Origin of the sequence: Pseudomonas saponiphila (genome assembly GCF_900105185.1) — a bacterium.
GTDB lineage: Bacteria > Pseudomonadota > Gammaproteobacteria > Pseudomonadales > Pseudomonadaceae > Aquipseudomonas > Aquipseudomonas saponiphila.
The window spans coordinates 3206718-3222723 of the sequence record NZ_FNTJ01000001.1 but is presented as its reverse complement, the minus strand read 5'-3'; the positions used below and the strand labels follow the sequence as shown (position 1 = coordinate 3222723).

At 63.2% G+C, this 16006-nt stretch carries 17 protein-coding genes; 5 read left to right on the top strand and 12 right to left on the bottom strand.

What is annotated here, in order from left to right; genetic code table 11:
- Nucleotides 1-78: 78 nt before the first annotated feature.
- The 5 genes from BLV47_RS14985 to BLV47_RS14965 all read right to left on the bottom strand — a co-directional run bounded on the left by BLV47_RS14985 (nucleotide 79) and on the right by BLV47_RS14965 (nucleotide 3681).
- Complete coding sequence (locus BLV47_RS14985) at nucleotides 79-558, bottom strand: Lrp/AsnC family transcriptional regulator (RefSeq protein WP_092314817.1); 480 nt, start codon at nucleotides 556-558, stop codon at nucleotides 79-81.
- Between the two features lie 12 nt (nucleotides 559-570).
- Nucleotides 571-1332 carry an ABC transporter ATP-binding protein gene (locus tag BLV47_RS14980; RefSeq protein WP_092314815.1) on the bottom strand — a complete coding sequence of 254 codons (762 nt, stop codon included), beginning with the start codon at nucleotides 1330-1332 and terminating at the stop codon, nucleotides 571-573.
- A 64-nt stretch (nucleotides 1333-1396) separates the two neighbouring features.
- On the bottom strand, nucleotides 1397-2107 hold the full coding sequence (locus tag BLV47_RS14975) for an ABC transporter permease (protein ID WP_092314813.1): 711 nt from the start codon (nucleotides 2105-2107) through the stop codon (nucleotides 1397-1399).
- A complete protein-coding gene (locus BLV47_RS14970; RefSeq protein WP_092314811.1) occupies nucleotides 2104-2829 on the bottom strand; it encodes an ABC transporter permease in 726 nt (241 codons plus the stop codon). Before BLV47_RS14970 ends, BLV47_RS14975 begins: the two co-directional genes overlap by 4 nt.
- 72 nt (nucleotides 2830-2901) lie before the next feature.
- Nucleotides 2902-3681 (bottom strand): transporter substrate-binding domain-containing protein, encoded by a 780-nt coding sequence (locus BLV47_RS14965; RefSeq protein ID WP_092314809.1) that lies wholly within the window; start codon nucleotides 3679-3681, stop codon nucleotides 2902-2904.
- A 479-nt stretch (nucleotides 3682-4160) separates the two neighbouring features.
- Here BLV47_RS14965 and istA point away from each other — a divergent pair, with 479 nt between their 5' ends.
- The 4 genes from istA to BLV47_RS14945 all read left to right on the top strand — a co-directional run bounded on the left by istA (nucleotide 4161) and on the right by BLV47_RS14945 (nucleotide 9052).
- On the top strand, nucleotides 4161-5846 hold the full coding sequence (istA, locus tag BLV47_RS14960; RefSeq protein ID WP_062838241.1) for an IS21 family transposase: 1686 nt from the start codon (nucleotides 4161-4163) through the stop codon (nucleotides 5844-5846).
- On the top strand, nucleotides 5734-6483 hold the full coding sequence (gene istB, locus BLV47_RS14955; RefSeq protein ID WP_062838242.1) for an IS21-like element IS1474 family helper ATPase IstB: 750 nt from the start codon (nucleotides 5734-5736) through the stop codon (nucleotides 6481-6483). The genes istA and istB overlap by 113 nt, the downstream gene beginning before the upstream one ends.
- A 306-nt stretch (nucleotides 6484-6789) precedes the next feature.
- Nucleotides 6790-7896: an enoyl-CoA hydratase/isomerase family protein gene (locus BLV47_RS14950; protein WP_092314807.1), complete on the top strand. Its 1107-nt coding sequence runs from the start codon at nucleotides 6790-6792 to the stop codon at nucleotides 7894-7896.
- A 4-nt stretch (nucleotides 7897-7900) separates the two neighbouring features.
- Nucleotides 7901-9052 (top strand): acyl-CoA dehydrogenase family protein, encoded by a 1152-nt coding sequence (locus BLV47_RS14945; RefSeq protein WP_060839324.1) that lies wholly within the window; start codon nucleotides 7901-7903, stop codon nucleotides 9050-9052.
- 202 nt (nucleotides 9053-9254) lie between these two features.
- On the opposite strand, the gene BLV47_RS14940 is transcribed toward BLV47_RS14945, so the two are convergent.
- The 3 genes from BLV47_RS14940 to BLV47_RS14930 are packed head-to-tail and all read right to left on the bottom strand — an operon-like array spanning nucleotide 9255 to nucleotide 10806.
- Nucleotides 9255-9659: a hypothetical protein gene (locus BLV47_RS14940; RefSeq protein WP_425272173.1), complete on the bottom strand. Its 405-nt coding sequence runs from the start codon at nucleotides 9657-9659 to the stop codon at nucleotides 9255-9257.
- Entirely contained in the window at nucleotides 9659-10231 is a 573-nt protein-coding gene (locus BLV47_RS14935) for a T6SS effector amidase Tae4 family protein (protein ID WP_092314802.1), read from the bottom strand. Before BLV47_RS14935 ends, BLV47_RS14940 begins: the two co-directional genes overlap by 1 nt.
- Complete coding sequence (locus tag BLV47_RS14930; RefSeq protein WP_092314800.1) at nucleotides 10231-10806, bottom strand: PAAR domain-containing protein; 576 nt, start codon at nucleotides 10804-10806, stop codon at nucleotides 10231-10233. Before BLV47_RS14930 ends, BLV47_RS14935 begins: the two co-directional genes overlap by 1 nt.
- Before the next feature lie 495 nt (nucleotides 10807-11301).
- Here BLV47_RS14930 and BLV47_RS14925 point away from each other — a divergent pair, with 495 nt between their 5' ends.
- Nucleotides 11302-12078, top strand: coding sequence for an SDR family oxidoreductase (locus tag BLV47_RS14925; protein WP_244168879.1), 777 nt, complete (start codon nucleotides 11302-11304; stop codon nucleotides 12076-12078).
- A 19-nt stretch (nucleotides 12079-12097) separates the two neighbouring features.
- Here BLV47_RS14925 and BLV47_RS14920 read toward each other — a convergent pair whose 3' ends face one another.
- From BLV47_RS14920 to BLV47_RS14905, 4 genes are read right to left on the bottom strand one after another with little or no spacing between them, the layout of a single operon-like run.
- Complete coding sequence (locus BLV47_RS14920) at nucleotides 12098-12871, bottom strand: enoyl-CoA hydratase (RefSeq protein ID WP_092314798.1); 774 nt, start codon at nucleotides 12869-12871, stop codon at nucleotides 12098-12100.
- Nucleotides 12872-12892: 21 nt separating this feature from the next.
- Nucleotides 12893-14020, bottom strand: coding sequence for an acyl-CoA dehydrogenase (locus tag BLV47_RS14915; protein WP_092314796.1), 1128 nt, complete (start codon nucleotides 14018-14020; stop codon nucleotides 12893-12895).
- A gap of 12 nt (nucleotides 14021-14032) precedes the next feature.
- The gene (locus BLV47_RS14910; RefSeq protein WP_092314794.1) at nucleotides 14033-15223 is read right to left on the bottom strand and encodes an acetyl-CoA C-acyltransferase; all 1191 of its coding nucleotides are present in this window, start codon (nucleotides 15221-15223) and stop codon (nucleotides 14033-14035) included.
- 12 nt (nucleotides 15224-15235) lie between these two features.
- Nucleotides 15236-15997, bottom strand: a complete 762-nt coding sequence (locus BLV47_RS14905) for an SDR family NAD(P)-dependent oxidoreductase (protein WP_016964238.1) — start codon at nucleotides 15995-15997, stop codon at nucleotides 15236-15238.
- Nucleotides 15998-16006: the final 9 nt, after the last annotated feature.

Genomic DNA, 16006 nt, shown 5'->3' with positions numbered 1-16006 from the left:
ACGGCGTCTAATGCACGGCGCCAGGCTTGCGGAGCGCTTAGCCGGCAAGCCGGCCTCTACGCAGGACGGTGACCGGGGTTATTCCATGCCGGTCTTGACCATGGCCAGCTCGGGGTGGCTGACCAGTTTGTCGATGTGCAGGTCCGGGTCGTCGAACCAGACTTCCGTCAGCACCCGGTAGTGCTCCATGTCGCGGCAGCGCATGCGCAGGCTGTAGTCGAAGGCACCGCTGATCAGCCGGCACTCCAGCACCTGGGGACAGCCGCGGACCTTGGCCTCGAAGGCCTTCTGCGCCGCACGCCCGCTCTGGTTGGACAAGGCCACCAGCACCAGCAGCGACAGCCCTGGAGTCAGTTTCTTTTCATCGAGGATCGCCCCGTAGCCACGGATGACCCCAAGCTGCTCCAGCTTGCGCACCCGTTCCAGGCAAGGCCTGGGGGTCAGGTGCACGCGCTCGGAGAGTTTCTGGTAGGTGATGCGCCCTTCGTGGCGCAAAACCTCGATGATCGCCTGGTCGATTCGATCAAGCACGATCGACAATTCGCGGATGTCTGCCATGGATGCCTTCCCTCACTTCAAACGGCCGGATAGAAACTGCTGCAAACGTTCACTCTGTGGCTGGTCGAGAATGGCCGCGCTCCCCTGCTCCTCGACCCGCCCTTGATGCAAAAACAACACCTGGCTCGACACTTGCCGGGCAAAGCCCATTTCATGGGTGACCATGAGCATGGTCCGCCCTTCTTCCGCCAGGGCCTGGATCACCTTCAGCACTTCCCCCACCAGCTCCGGGTCCAGGGCCGAGGTCGGCTCGTCGAACAGCAGGATCTGCGGTTCCACCGCCAGGGCCCGGGCAATCGCCACCCGCTGCTGCTGGCCCCCGGAAAGAAACGCCGGGTACTGCTCGGCCACCCGCTGCGGCAAACCCACCTTGTCCAGGTAGGCCCGGGCACTGGCTTCGGCCTCCTTGCGGCCAATGCCCAGCACTCGGCATGGCGCCAGCATGATGTTTTCCAGCACGCTCAGGTGGCTCCACAGGTTGAAGTGCTGGAACACCATGGCCAGGCGCGTGCGCAGGCGCTGCAACTGGGCCGGGCTGGCCACCTGCATGCCGCCTGGGGCATCGCGGGTGACAATCGCCTCGCCGTCCAGGGCAATGGCCCCGGCATCGGCCCGCTCCAGGAAGTTGATGCAGCGCAGCATGGTGCTCTTGCCCGAGCCACTGGCGCCGATCATGCTCACCACGTCTCCGGCCCGGGCTTTCAACGAGACGCCCTTGAGCACTTCGTTGTCACCAAAACGCTTGTAGAGATTTTCAACCGTCAATTTGTACATCGCAGACTCCTGGAACCCCGCCGCTGACAGCAAGGTTCCGGATAGAAAAAGGAGGAAAGGAACGTCAGTGAGCCGGGCCGAGGAAGCTCAGCCAGCGCCGCTCCGCCAGGCGGAAGGCCGCCACCAGGCCAAAAGACAGGCCCAGGTACAGAAGACCGGCGATGCCGAAGGCCTGGAAGGTCATGAAAGTTGCGGCGTTGGCGTCCCGGGCCACCTTGAGGATGTCCGGGATGGTGGCGGTGAAGGCCACCGAGGTCGCGTGCAGCATCAGGATCACTTCGTTGCTGTAGTACGGCAGTGCCCGGCGCAGCGCCGAGGGCAGGATCAGCCGTCGGTACAGGCGCCAGCCACTGAGGCCATAGGCGTGGGCCGCCTCGATCTCGCCGTAGGGAATGCTGCGGATGGCGCCGGCGAAGATCTCCACGGTGTAGGCGCAGGTGTTCAGGGTGAAGGCCAGCAAGGTGCAGTTCATGGCGTCGCGGAAGAAAGCTTCCAGCAACGGTTGCTCGCGTACCGCGGCGATTCCGTACAGGCCGCTGTAGCAGATCAGCAGCTGGATATACAAAGGCGTGCCGCGAAACACATAGGTGAACAACTGCACCGGCCAGCGCAACAGGGCCCAGTGGGAGGCGCGCATGATCGCCAGGGGCAGCGACAGCACGAAGCCCATGGCCAGGCTGGCCACCAGCAGCCACAGGGTCATGGCCAGGCCGGTCAGGGTTTCGCCGTCGCTGAACAGAAACGGCCGCCAGTATTCCTGGATCAGTTCGATCATCGCGACAGCCCTCGCACGCCTTGGTTGTAGCGCCGTTCCAGCAGGCGCAGCAGCTGGTTCGAGGCGCTGGTGATCAGCAGGTACAGGGCCGCCGCCAGGAGCAGGAAGTCCAGCATGTTGAAGGTGCTCTTGCCGGCTTCCTGGGCCACCTTGACCAGATCCGACAGACCGATGATCGACACCAGGGCCGTGGCCTTGAGCAGCACCAGCCAGTTATTGCCCAGGCTGGGCAAGGCGTAGCGCATCATTTGCGGGAACACCACGAAACGAAAGCGCTGCCAGCGACCGAGGCCGAAGGCGGCGGCCGCTTCCTGCTGGCCCCGGGGCACGCTGAGCAGCGCCCCGCGAAAGGTTTCGGTGAAGTAGGCGCCATAGATGAAGCCCAGGGTGATGATCCCGGCCACGAAGGGGTCGATTTCCATGTAGGGCCAGTCCAGCAGCTCGGTCAGGGCCGTGAGCCAGCCTTGCAGGCTGTAGAAGATCAGCAGCATCAGCACCAGGTCCGGCACCCCGCGAATCAGGGTGGTGTAGCAGGTTGCCGGCAGGTTCAGCAGGCGCAGGGGCGAGAGCTTGGCGGCTGCGCCCAACAGGCCCAGGGCCATGCTCACCAGCAGCGCCAGGGCGGAGAGTTTCAGGGTCATCCAGGCACCGTGCAGCAACAGCGGGCCGTAGCCTTGCAGGACCGACAGGTCGAGGCCGAAAAGAGTCGTCGAGGTATTCACGCCAATCACCTTGCAGTCGCCACGGCCGAGCCCGGGACGGATCGCGCCTGTCCCGGGGCCGGCCAGGGGCGATCAGTTGTTGTAGAGGTCGAGGTCGCCGAAGTACTTGCGCTGGATCTGGGCGTAGATGCCCTTCTCGTGCAGGGCCTTGATCGCGCCATTGAGCATGGCCTTGAGTTCGTCCTGGTCCTTGCGCAGGCCGATGGCGATCTCCGCCGGCACCAGTGGGTCGCTGATCCCGGCGCTGTTCTCGAAGTCGGCGCCCTGGGGCGAGGCCAGGAAGCTCATCTGCGCCTGCAGCTTGTCCTGGATCGAAGCGTCCAGGCGGCCGTAGACCAGGTCGGCGTAGACCTGATCCTGGTTCTGGTAGGCCCGCAGCTTGACCCCCGCCGGCCCCAGCTTGGCCCTGGCGTAGGTTTCCTGGATGGTGCCCTGCATGTAGCCCAGGGTCTTGCCCTTGAGGGATTCGCCGGTGGGCTCAAGGCCCGAGCCCTTGCGGGTGACGATGGCCGTCGGCCCGGCGTACAGCCGGTCGCTGAAGTCGATCTGTTTGCGCCGTGCATCGGTGACGGTCATCGACGATTCGATGGCGTCGAACTTGCCGGCCTTGAGCGCCGGGATCAGGCCGTCGAAGTCGTTGCTGATCCATACGCACTTGAGCTTGAGTTCGGCGCAGATGGCATTGCCCAGGTCGACACCGAAGCCTTGTACGCCGCCGTCGGCGGTACTGGATTCAAAGGGCGGATAGCTTGGATTGACACCAAAGCGCAGTTCCTTCCATTCCTTGGCGCTGGCGCCCAGGGAAACGCACGCGATTGCCAGAAGCGGCACGGCCAGCCATTTTTTAGTCATCTTCAGAGTCCCGGATTATTTGGATTTATAGCGGTCCGGCGCTGACGTCGGACCCCACTTGTGACAGGGGCAGAGAGTGGGTGCGGGGTTGCCGCAGTCGAGTTCTTGTTGTGAGTGGGCAGGCCCGGCGGTCAATGCCCGAGCTGCCTCCGATTGCCGCGGTCTAAGCTGCAACGGAACGCCAGAATGCCAACAGCCGGAGCGTCCCAGGTGTCGTAAGGGGCGTCTGAAACAGCCCGGATCGGCTGATAACGTGCGGATTTCGGAGCACCGTGACCGGCCGTTTCGGTTGATCGTGACCGGTCATTTCGCTAACGCGTGACCGCTCATTTCGGTAGCAACGTGACCGATTTTCCGCCTGTTCCGAAACAGGTGGTCACGGCTTACCGAAATCGCCGGTCACGACTTAGCGAAAGCCTTCCCCTTCGTTGCGCATGACCTGATGCGCCGCCATCCTCGACCGATTTCGGGAGAGGAAGATGGCGGCGCCGCGAGTAGCCATGCGAAACATCAAAGAATGTCTGCGCCTCAAGTTTGAGGCCGGCTTGTCCCACGAGAAGATTGCCCGTGCCTTGCAGCTGTCCAAGGGCGTGGTTAGCAAGTACATCGCGGCGGCGCGGGTGGCCGGGCTGGACTGGCCGGCGCTGGTGGCCATGGACGAGGCCGCGCTGGCGGCCGCCTTGTTTGCACCGACGTCGACGAACAAGCCGCGCGGTGAGCGAGTGCTGCCCGATGTGCTGAGCATCCACCGCGAGTTGCGACGCAAGGGCGTGACCTTGCAGCTGCTGTGGGAGGAATATCTCGCCGCGCATGCGGGCCAGCCGACCTACCGCTACACCCAGTTCGTCGAGCACTACCGGCGCTACGCCCAGACGCTCAAACGTTCGATGCGTCAGCTGCACCGTGCGGGCGAGAAGCTATTCATCGACTATGCCGGGCCGACGCTGCCGGTGGTCGACCCGGCCACCGGCGAAGTGCGCCGGGCGCACATCTTCGTCGCCGCCCTGGGCGCCTCGAATTACACCTATGCCTGCGCGACGCCAGGCGAAACCCAGGTGGACTGGCTGACCTCGCTGGGCCAGGCTCTGACCTACTTTGGCGGCGTGCCGGAAATGGTTGTGCCGGACAATCCGCGCGCCCTGGTCGCCCAGCCGGATCGCTACGAGCCGGGCCTGAACCGGGCCACGCTGGAGTGCGCGCGTCATTACCAGACGGTGATCCTGCCGGCACGGCCACGCAAGCCTCAGGACAAGGCCAAGGCCGAGGTGGCGGTGCAGGTGGTCGAGCGCTGGATCATGGCGCGGCTGCGCCATCGGCAGTTCTTCAGCCTGCATGCGCTTAACCAGGCCATCGCCGAGCTGCTGGAGGATCTGAATCGGCGCCCGTTCAAGCGGCTCGATGGCTGCCGGCGCGACTGGTTCGAGCGCCTGGATCGCCCGGCCTTGCGAGCGCTGCCGGTGCATCCCTACGAGGTCGCCACCTTCAAGCGCTGCAAGGTCAGCATCGACTACCACATCGAGGTCAATGGCAGCTTCTACAGCGTGCCCTCCGCCCTGGCCCGGCAGAACGTGGACGTGCGACTGACGGCACACACCCTGGAAGTGCTGCATGGCAACCGGCGGGTGGCCAGCCACCTGCTGCTGGGGCGACGCGGCGCTTACAGTACCCAGCGCGAGCACATGCCCGCGGCGCACCAGGCGCATCGCGAATGGACGCCACAACGCCTGCTCGACTGGGGCGCGCGGATCGGCCCCTACACGCGCCAACTGATCGATCACCAACTGACCCACAAGCCGCACCCGGAGATGGGCTACCGCGCCTGCCTCGGCCTGCTCTCGCTGGCCCGGCGCTATGGCAATGCACGCCTGGAAGCCGCTGCCGAACGTGCCGTACACCTGCGCGCCTTCACCGGGCGCAGCGTGCGCAACCTGCTCCAGCAAGGCCTGGATCAACAGCCGCTGCCCCAGCGTGCCGCCGAAACGACCTTACCCGGCGACCACGAGAACGTCCGTGGCGCCGACTACTACCAACCCCCGCAACAGGAGCTGTTCGATGATGCCGCAACACACCCTGAATCAACTGCACCAGCTACGCCTGGACGGCATGGCCCGCGCCCTGGAAGAGCAATGGACGCTGCCGGCCAGCCACAGCCTGAGCTTCGATGAACGCCTCGGCCTACTGCTCGACCGCGAACTGGCCTGGCGTGACAACCAGCGCCTGGTACGGCTGCGCAAGAAGGCCAAGCTCAAGTACGCCAACGCCTGCCTGGAAGATCTCGACCGCCGCACCGGACGCGCCCTGGACGAGCGTCTGATCGCCACCCTGGCCAGTGGCGACTGGATCCGCCAGCAGCACAACCTGCTGCTGACCGGCCCGACCGGTGCCGGCAAAACCTGGCTGGCCTGCGCCCTGGGCAACCAGGCCTGCCGCCAGGGCTATAGCACCCTGTACCTGCGCACCCCGCGCCTGCTGGAACAACTGCGCATCGCTCATGGCGACGGCAGCTTCGGCCGTACCCTGCAACAGCTGGCAAAGGTCGACGTCCTGGTGCTGGACGACTGGGCGCTAGCCCCGCTGGAGGAAGGAGCCCGGCATGACCTGCTGGAGGTGATCGACGACCGCGCTGGCAGCCGCTCCACCATCCTGACGAGCCAACTGCCCATCGAGCACTGGCACGGCTGGATCAACGACCCGACCCTGGCCGATGCCATCCTCGACCGCCTGGTGCACAACGCCTACCGACTGACGATGAAAGGCGAGTCGCTGCGCCGAAAAAAAGCCGAGGAACAAGCCGCATCGTGACCGATGCGATTACAATCCAGAACCCGCGCAACCGGGGTGGAAGCACCGGTCACGTATTAGCGAAACGCTCGGTCACGTTCACCGAAATCCGCAGATAACGGCTATTTCACAGCCGATTCTGTCGTCACGGCTCTAGACCTTGGCCCAGAGCCGTTGTGCAAGGCCCGGAAAGTATTTTTCGCCATGCAAAAATGCACAGTCGACCTGCAGCTTTCGGGGTTGTAATCGGCAAATTTGCACTGTTACGATCCGCCGACGCTCGCGCGCGAGCCTCAAACAAAAAACAATAAAAGCAGGGAGTTAGTGATGACTGCTCAGGTTTCATCCCAGACGACACGGGACCTCGACGCCACCTCGGACGAGGTGCTGGTCGAGGTGCGCAACCACATCGGTCACCTGACCCTCAACCGCCCCGCCGGACTCAACGCCATCACCCTGTCGATGGTGCGCACCTTGCAACGCCAACTGAACGCCTGGGCCCAGGACCCGCTGATCCATGCGGTGGTCCTGCGCGGCGCCGGTGAAAAGGCCTTCTGCGCCGGCGGCGACATCCGCTCGCTGTACGACAGCTATCAAGGCGGCGATACCCTGCACCAGGACTTCTTCGTCGAGGAATACGCCCTCGATCTGACCATCCACCATTACCGCAAGCCGGTGCTGGCGCTGATGGACGGCTTTGTACTCGGCGGCGGCATGGGCCTGGTGCAAGGCGCCGACCTGCGGGTGGTCACCGAACGCAGCCGCCTGGCGATGCCGGAAGTGGCCATCGGCTACTTCCCGGATGTCGGCGGCAGTTACTTCCTTTCGCGGATACCCGGTGAGCTGGGCATCTACCTGGGCGTCAGCGGCGTGCAGATCCGCGCCGCCGATGCCTTGTACTGCGGCCTGGCCGACTGGCACCTGGACAGCGGCAAGCTGGAACTGCTGAACCAGCGCCTGGATCGCCTGCACTGGAGCGACTCGCCACTCAAGGACCTGCAAGGCCTGCTGGCCAAGCTGGCGGTGCAGAGCCTGCCCGACGCGCCGCTGCAAGCCCTGCGCCCGGCCATCGATCACTTCTTCGCCCTGCCGGACGTGCCGAGCATCGTCGAGCAACTGCGCAGCGTCACGGTTGCCGACAGCCAGGAGTGGGCCAAGAGCACCGCCGACCTGCTGGAAACCCGCTCGCCCCTGGCCATGGCCGTGACCCTGGAGATGCTGCGCCGCGGCCGTCACTTGAGCCTGGAGCAATGCTTCGCCCTGGAGCTGCACCTGGACCGCCAGTGGTTCGAGCGCGGCGACCTGATGGAGGGCGTGCGCGCCCTGATCATCGACAAAGACAAGACCCCCCGCTGGAACCCACCGACCCTGGCGGCCCTCGACGCCGACCGGGTGGCGAGCTTCTTCAGCGGTTTTGACGGCAGCGGGAGCTGAACTCATGCACGACATCGAACTGAGCGAAGAACAAGTGATGATCCGCGACATGGCCCGGGACTTCGCCCGTGGCGAGATCGCGCCCCACGCCCAGGCCTGGGAAAAGGCCGGCTGGATCGACGACGCCCTGGTGCGCAAGATGGGCGAGCTGGGCCTGTTGGGCATGGTGGTCCCCGAGGAATGGGGCGGCAGCTACCTGGACTACGTTGCCTACGCCCTGGCGGTGGAGGAAATCTCCGCCGGCGACGGCGCCACCGGCGCCTTGATGAGCATCCACAACTCGGTGGGCTGCGGGCCGATCCTCAACTACGGCAGCCAGGAGCAGAAACAGCAATGGCTGCCGCGCCTGGCCGCCGGCGAGGCCATCGGCTGCTTCTGCCTGACCGAACCCCAGGCCGGTTCCGAAGCCCACAACCTGCGCACCCGCGCCGAACTGCGCGATGGCCAGTGGGTGATCAACGGCGCCAAGCAGTTCGTCAGCAACGGCAAACGCGCCCAACTGGCCATCGTCTTCGCAGTGACCGACCCGGAACTGGGCAAGAAAGGCCTGTCGGCGTTCCTGGTGCCCACCGACACCCCCGGGTTCATCGTCGACCGCACCGAACACAAGATGGGCATCCGCGCCTCCGACACCTGCGCGGTCACCCTCAACCAGTGCACCATCCCCGAAGCCAACCTGCTGGGCGAACGGGGCAAGGGCCTGGCCATCGCCCTGTCCAACCTTGAAGGCGGCCGCATCGGCATCGCCGCCCAGGCCCTGGGCATCGCCCGCGCCGCGTTCGAGGCGGCCCTGGCCTACGCCCGGGAACGGGTGCAGTTCGACAAGCCGATCATCGAGCACCAGAGCATCGCCAACCTGCTGGCCGACATGCACACCCGGCTCAATGCCGCGCGCCTGCTGATCCTCCACGCCGCGCGCCTGCGCAGCGCCGGCCAGCCGTGCCTGTCGGAAGCCTCCCAGGCCAAGCTGTTCGCCTCGGAAATGGCCGAGAAGGTCTGCTCCTCGGCGATGCAGATCCATGGCGGTTACGGCTATCTGGAGGACTACCCGGTGGAGCGCTACTACCGCGATGCGCGGATCACCCAGATCTACGAAGGCTCCAGCGAGATCCAGCGCCTGCTGATCGCCCGCGAGCTGAAGCATTACCAGCTGTAGAAAGCAGCGCCGCCAACCAAAAATCGCAGCCCTGGCTGCGATTTTTGGTTGGGCTCCTTAGGAGCCGGCTGGCTGGCGAAGAGGCCCTTGAACCAGGTCCCGCGCCAGCGCCTATGAGTCGACCTTTACTAGAGCCTCATAACTCGACCCGTACTCTAAGGTTGCTGGCAATCAGAATGACGTCATTGGATACCCGGTTCTTTTACCGAACATACTGATCCTGGGTTCTGATAAAAGTGTCAAATTCCTGGGAGTTGTACACGTCCAGGCATCCATAGAACACCATCTTGCGGGGGGAGTTCTTACTCAAGGCCGAGGTATGCTGGTAGGCATTCAGGATAAACTTTTCCGTTACCGCATAAGGGTCATGCAGAGTCTCTAAAGTGTCTTCGTTCTGGACTATCGAGTGCATTCCCTTTCCCATGAAATGGTAGGCACCAATGGCCAGCGAAATATCCTCCTTGATTGCCGACTGCTCCTTGAACTGACTAGCGATGCAATTAGCCAGCCCGAAATTCTTGAGCATTTGACGAGCTTTGGGCAGATCAGCAGCACTGACGGCAACAGAGCACAGTAGATACAAAAAGAAAGCCGAAACAGAACGCATCATCCTTTTAGCTCCCAAAAATAAATAACCACGAGTTTTACCTTGGGTTTTTTGTATGCAGCGCTATCCAGTCGATGGTAGTCACTACCATCCCCTGTAGTTTTTCCATCCCATAAAGTTGCGTGCCCTGTTGCGTCACTCCAACCAGATATCAACATAACCAAAACACCTTGTTTTCCGTTGATATAGCCAAGATTGTTTGGCTTGACTTCATGATCGGGTTTCTTCCAGCTATGTTTCAAGAACTCAAAAAAACCCTCGACCGTCATGATGTAGGGGAGTTCATCTTCCCCGCGCAGTCTGTAAATTGGGATTCCTTTGACAATGTCACCTTTGGGTATTTTATACCCTCCATAATTGAATGCCCTGCTCAGTCTCAATGCACAGGCATTCACATAGTTAGCGGGCTTTTCGGCCCTGTGCGCTTCCACTTGCCCACCAACCAATTGGTATACGCTCTCAGAATCCTTGTGACCGACTTCCGCATAGGCTTTCCATAACGTACTAAAGCGCGGGCGCCTTGCATCCACGATCAAAGAAGCGCCGCGGCCAGTTATAGCTATCCTGCTCATTAGCACTCTCCTGCCATGTCAATCACTATCCCGTCAAACGCATTCATGATATTGGCTACACCATCTGCAGCAACAACACCAGACAAGCTCTGTTCGACAGGTTCGCTTAAAGTGAGCGAAACCCTTTCACCCGGAAGATATCCCGAGGTTTTTACATGAACATTCAGATCTACATAAAACCGAGAAACAGATTCAACGGGGGTTTGTTCCGCCCCATACGAGAGGAAGATACTGTGTATGGTTTTAGGTCCGAGCAGAACCGGCAAAACAGTTGTGCTGGCATGCTCGGCTCCACCATAGACTGAAGACTGGCCAGCAATCACAGTATTGGCCCCAGCTGGGCAACCGCAGGCTACATAGTCTCCTTCTAGAGCAACCGGCCCCGCCGGAAAAATTATAGTTCTTGGCCCAACAGCGACTATAGGCCCTTGACCTTTAATGCATACTGGGCAACTTGCCAAGTGCCCTACGGATGAGGTTTCAACCGCACTATCGATACTGATACCTGTATTTCCCTCAAGTACCTGCCCTCCCGTTGAAGTGGGTGATCCTATCCCGATCATTTTTCGTCCCATTTGAGTCTCCCTCTCATGGATATAAGTCAGAAAGGTTCGCTAATCGCTTCTTTCAGGGTGAATTCAACAGCTTCGAACTCCACCCGCGCTTATGTAACGGAAAACGTGAACTGCAAGTGCCTTTGACGCACTGGCATCCCTTCTTGAGCGAGCGGCAACCTAACAAAAGAATTCAGGCGAAACCTATAGGACTTATCGCAAAGCTCCGGGCGGTGTTTTCTCGTGATCAGGACCGGGGCAGCACTGTGAGATGCCAGTTGAAACAAAAAATCGCAGCCCTGGCTGCGATTTTTTTGCTCCCATGGCCGCCCTCTTCGCCAAGCACGATCTGCAGCGCAAGAGCTCCCCACAAGCCCAATTATTCGCGATCGAGCAGGTGGGCAGGCGGTAGTTGGCCGCGGTGCGCTCAAAAAGATTTTCAACGCAAGATCCGGAGTTCAGCGCCGCTCGCAGCGGCCTATGGTTGGCTCAACGCTCATGCAAGGGAGGTCGATCATGAAACAACTGCAAGACAAGGTCGCGATTGTCACGGGGGCCACGTCGGGAATCGGTCAGGCTGCCGCCCGGCTGTTCGCCCAAGAGGGTGCGCGCCTGATAGTGACTGGCCGTCGCGGCGACGCACTGGATGCGTTGGTCGCCCAGATCCAGCAAGCCGGTGGCGAGGCATTCGGGGTTGCAGGTGACATTCGCAGCGAGGCACTGGCCGAACGTCTTGTAGCGCTGGCGCTGGAGCGTTTCGGTGGATTGGATATAGCGTTCAATAACGCCGGAATGACCGGTGAAAGCCGCTCCGTCTCCGAGTTGACCCTGGGCCAGTGGCAGGCCGTGCTCGACTGCAACTTGACCAGTGCCTTTCTGGGGGCCAAGTACCAGTTGCCTGCTCTGCGCAGCCGGGGCGCAGGCTCGATCATTTTCACTTCCAGCTTTGTCGGGCACCGCGTCGGTTTTCCCGGTATGGCGGCGTATGCCGCGAGCAAGGCCGCGCTGATCGGCTTGACCCAGGTCATCGCCGCTGAAGAAGGCCCCCATGGCATTCGTGCCAACGCGCTGCTGCCCGGGGGCACCGACACGCCAATGGGCCAAGCAGCCACCGACACGCCTGAGAAACGCGCCTTTGTCGAAAACCTGCATGCCCTCAGCGCCTCGCCCGTCCCGAGGAAATTGCCCGGGCAGCGCTGTTCCTCGCGTCGGACGCCGCCAGTTTCGTCAGCGGGACGGCGATGCTGGTTGAGGGGGGTGTCTCAATCAACCGCAGCTAAGCGCTGCGGTTGAGGGTGCGGGGACGCTGCGGTTATCGATCCTTGAACTGCGGATCACGCTTGGCGATGAAGGCGGCCATGCCTTCTTTCTGGTCCTGAGTGGCGAAGGCGGCGTGGAATACCCGGCGCTCGAAGCGCACGCCTTCGGACAGGCTGACTTCGAAGGCGCGGTTCACGCTTTCCTTGATCATCATGCTCACCGGGATCGATTTGGCGGCAATCACGGCGGCGACTTTCAGGGCTTCTTCCACCAGTTCGTCCGCCGGCACGATGCGCGCGACGATGCCGCAACGCTCGGCTTCCACGGCGTCGATAAAGCGTCCGGTCAGGCACATTTCCATGGCCTTGGCCTTGCCCACCGCGCGGGTCAGGCGCTGGGTGCCGCCCATGCCCGGCAGCACGCCGAGGTTGATTTCCGGTTGGCCGAACTTGGCGTTGTCACCAGCCAGGATGAAGTCGCACATCAGCGCCAGTTCGCAGCCGCCACCGAGGGCGAAGCCGTTGACCGCGGCGATGATCGGCTTGCGCCGGTTGGCTACGCGGTCGCTGTCGCTGAACAGGTCGTCGAGGTAGATCTGCGGGTAGCTCAGCTCGGCCATTTCCTTGATGTCGGCACCGGCGGCAAAGGCTTTCTTGGAACCGGTGATGACGATGCAACCGATTTGCGGGTCGGCTTCCAGGCGGTCCAGGGCCTGGTTCACTTCGCTGACTATCTGCGCGTTGAGGGCGTTGAGCGCCTGGGGGCGGTTGAGGGTGATCAGGCCGACCCGATCCTTGATGTCCAACAAGATGGTTTCGTAGCTCATGTATCAGCTCCTGCTAAAAAGTCAGAGATTGCGCGAAATGACCATGCGCTGGATGTCGCTGGTGCCTTCGTAGATCTGGCAGATGCGCACGTCGCGGTAGATCCGCTCCAGCGGGAAGTCGCTCAAATAGCCATAGCCGCCCAGGGTTTGCAAGGCCGCCGAGCAGACCTTCTCGGCCATTTCCGAGGCAAACAGCTTGGCCATCGAGGCTTCCACCAGGGCCGGCTTGCCGCTGTCGCGCAGGGCCGCGGCGTAATGCACCATCTGCCGGGCCACGGCGATCTGGGTGGCCATGTCCGCCAGGCGGAATGCCACCGCCTGGTGCTCGATGATCGGCTTGCCGAAGGTTTCGCGCTCGCGGGCGTAGTCGCGCGCCGCTTCGAAGGCGGCCCGGGCCATGCCCACCGATTGCGAGGCAATGCCCACGCGGCCACCTTCAAGATTGGCCAGGGCGATCTTGTAGCCCTCGCCCTCCTCCCCCAGGCGGTTGGCCAGTGGCACCTTCACATCCTCGAAGAGGATCTGGCAGGTGTCGCTGGCGTGCTGGCCAAGCTTGTCCTCGATGCGCGCGACCTTATAGCCCGGCGCATCGGTGGGCACGATAAAGGCGCTGATGCCGCGCTTGCCGGCCGCCGGGTCGGTGACCGCGAAGACGATCACCACCCCGGCGTTCTGCCCTGAGGTGATGAACTGCTTGCAGCCGTTGAGCACGTAGTGGTCGCCATCACGCCGGGCCCGGGTCTTCAGGCTGCTGGCGTCGGAGCCGGCCTGGGGCTCGGTGAGGGCGAAGGCGCCGAGCATGGCGCCGCTGGCCAGGGGCTTGAGGAAACGCTCCTTCTGTTCATCGTTGCCGAACTTGAGGATCGGCACGCAGCCCACCGAGTTGTGCACGCTCATGATGGTGGAACAGGCGCCATCACCGGCGGCGATCTCCTCCAGGGCCATGGCATAGGCCAGGTAGCCGGTGTCACATCCGCCCCACTGCTCGGGCACCAGCATGCCGAAGAAGCCCAGCTCGGCCATCTCGGCGATGGCTTCCCGGGGAAAGCGGTGCTCGCGGTCCCAGTCGGCGGCAAAGGGCTTCAGACGCTCCTGGGCAAACTGCCGGGCGGCGTCGCTGATCTGCAGTTGTTCGTCATTGGGCAACATCGGGATTCCTCGTTACAGGCATTCAACGGCCATGGCCGTGGCTTCACCACCGCCGATGCAGATCGCGGCCACGCCACGCTTGAGGCCCTTCTGGCGCAGGGCCGAGAGCAGGGTCACCAGGATCCGCGCGCCGGAGGCACCGATCGGATGGCCCAGGGCGCAAGCGCCACCGTGCACGTTGACCTTGGCGTGGGGAATGTCCAGCTTGTGCATGGTCACCAGGCTGACCACGGCGAAGGCTTCGTTGATTTCGAACAGGTCGACATCGCTCAGGGCCCAGCCGGTCTTTTTCAGCAGCCGCTCGATGGCGCCCACCGGGGCCACCGGGAACAGGCTCGGGGTGTCGGCGAAGGCCGCGTGCCCATGGATCACCGCCAGCGGCTTGAGGCCGCGCTTGTCGGCTTCGGAACGGCGCATCAGCACCAGGGCCGCGGCGCCGTCGGAGATCGAGCTGGCGTTGGCGGCGGTCACGGTGCCGCCGTCACGGAATGCCGGCTTCAAGGTGGCGATCTTGTCCAGCTTGGCCTTGGGCGGCTGTTCGTCATCGCTGATCAGCTTCGACTCCTTGCCGACCGTCACTTGCAGGGGAACGATCTCGTCCTTGAACAGGCCGTCCTTGATCGCCTGCTGGGCGCGGGTCAGGGAGGCCACGGCGAAATCGTCCTGGGCCTGGCGGGTGAAGCCATTGGCCTCGGCGCAGTCCTCGGCAAAGGTGCCCATCAGTCGGCCCTTGTCGTAGGCATCTTCCAGGCCGTCGAAGAACATGTGATCGAGCACCTTGCCGTGGCCCATGCGGTAGCCGCTACGGGCGCGGTCCAGCAGGTACGGTGCGTTGGACATGCTTTCCATGCCTCCGGCGATCACCACCTCGGCGCTGCCGGCCAGCAGCCTGTCATGGGCCAGGATGGTGGCCTCCATGCCGGAGCCGCACATCTTGTTCAGGGTGGTGCAGCGGGTGCCCTTGTCCAGCCCCGCGCCCAGAGCCGCCTGGCGCGCCGGGGCCTGACCGAGGCCGGCGGACAGCACACAGCCGAACAGCACTTCTTCTACCGCGTCGGCGCCGATGCCGGCGCGCTGCACCGCGGCACGAATCGCCTCGGCCCCCAGTTGCGGGGCGCTGAGGCCTTTGAGTTCGCCCTGGAACCCGCCCATCGGGGTGCGCACGGCGCTGACAATGACAATCGGATCTTGAGCAATGGACATGAGAATTCCTCCTTATTTGGCGGCCATGCGCAAGGCGCCGTCGAGACGGATCACCTCGCCGTTGAGCATGCTGTTTTCAATGATATGCCGCACCAGCGCGGCGTACTCGGCGGGTTTGCCCAGGCGCGGCGGGAACGGTACGCCAGCGGCCAGGCCAGCACGCACTTCGTCGCTCATGCCGGCCATCATCGGGGTTTCGAAAATCCCCGGGGCGATGGTCATCACCCGGATGCCGAAACGCGCCAGCTCGCGGGCCACAGGTAGAGTCAGGCTGGCGATGGCGCCCTTGGACGCGGCATAGGCGGCCTGACCGATCTGCCCGTCGAAGGCGGCGATGGAGGCCGTGTTGATGATCACCCCGCGCTCGCCATCGGCGTCGGCAGCGCTCTCGGCGATGGCCGCCGCGGCCAGGCGCAGCAGATTGAAGCTGCCGATCAGATTGACGTTGATCACCTGGCTGAAGCTGGCCAGGGCATGGGGGCCGTTCTTGCCCAGGACCTTCTCGCCGCGCACGATGCCGGCACAGTTGACCAGGCCGTTAAGCCCGCCAAAGGCCTTGACCGTGGCCTGCACCGCTGCCTCGGCCGCCGCCTCCTGGCTGATGTCGGCCACCACGCTGTGGCAGCCCAGCTGCTGGGCCTTGGCCGCCACGGCCTCGGCGTTGAGGTCCACCAGCATCACCTTAGCGCCGGCGGCCACCAGCATTTCGGCGCTGGCCGCACCGAGGCCGGAAGCGCCGCCACTGACGAGAAAAACCTTGTTTGCGATCTGCATCGTTTCAAT

Coding starts and splice junctions, on each gene's coding strand:
- BLV47_RS14985 (WP_092314817.1), bottom strand. CDS start 558: ATGGCAGACATCCGCGAATTGTCGATCGTGCTTGATCGAATCGACCAG.
- BLV47_RS14980 (WP_092314815.1), bottom strand. CDS start 1,332: ATGTACAAATTGACGGTTGAAAATCTCTACAAGCGTTTTGGTGACAAC.
- BLV47_RS14975 (WP_092314813.1), bottom strand. CDS start 2,107: ATGATCGAACTGATCCAGGAATACTGGCGGCCGTTTCTGTTCAGCGAC.
- BLV47_RS14965 (WP_092314809.1), bottom strand. CDS start 3,681: ATGACTAAAAAATGGCTGGCCGTGCCGCTTCTGGCAATCGCGTGCGTT.
- istA (WP_062838241.1), top strand. CDS start 4,161: ATGGCGGCGCCGCGAGTAGCCATGCGAAACATCAAAGAATGTCTGCGC.
- istB (WP_062838242.1), top strand. CDS start 5,734: ATGATGCCGCAACACACCCTGAATCAACTGCACCAGCTACGCCTGGAC.
- BLV47_RS14950 (WP_092314807.1), top strand. CDS start 6,790: ATGACTGCTCAGGTTTCATCCCAGACGACACGGGACCTCGACGCCACC.
- BLV47_RS14945 (WP_060839324.1), top strand. CDS start 7,901: ATGCACGACATCGAACTGAGCGAAGAACAAGTGATGATCCGCGACATG.
- BLV47_RS14940 (WP_425272173.1), bottom strand. CDS start 9,659: ATGCGTTCTGTTTCGGCTTTCTTTTTGTATCTACTGTGCTCTGTTGCC.
- BLV47_RS14935 (WP_092314802.1), bottom strand. CDS start 10,231: ATGAGCAGGATAGCTATAACTGGCCGCGGCGCTTCTTTGATCGTGGAT.
- BLV47_RS14930 (WP_092314800.1), bottom strand. CDS start 10,806: ATGGGACGAAAAATGATCGGGATAGGATCACCCACTTCAACGGGAGGG.
- BLV47_RS14925 (WP_244168879.1), top strand. CDS start 11,302: ATGAAACAACTGCAAGACAAGGTCGCGATTGTCACGGGGGCCACGTCG.
- BLV47_RS14920 (WP_092314798.1), bottom strand. CDS start 12,871: ATGAGCTACGAAACCATCTTGTTGGACATCAAGGATCGGGTCGGCCTG.
- BLV47_RS14915 (WP_092314796.1), bottom strand. CDS start 14,020: ATGTTGCCCAATGACGAACAACTGCAGATCAGCGACGCCGCCCGGCAG.
- BLV47_RS14910 (WP_092314794.1), bottom strand. CDS start 15,223: ATGTCCATTGCTCAAGATCCGATTGTCATTGTCAGCGCCGTGCGCACC.
- BLV47_RS14905 (WP_016964238.1), bottom strand. CDS start 15,997: ATGCAGATCGCAAACAAGGTTTTTCTCGTCAGTGGCGGCGCTTCCGGC.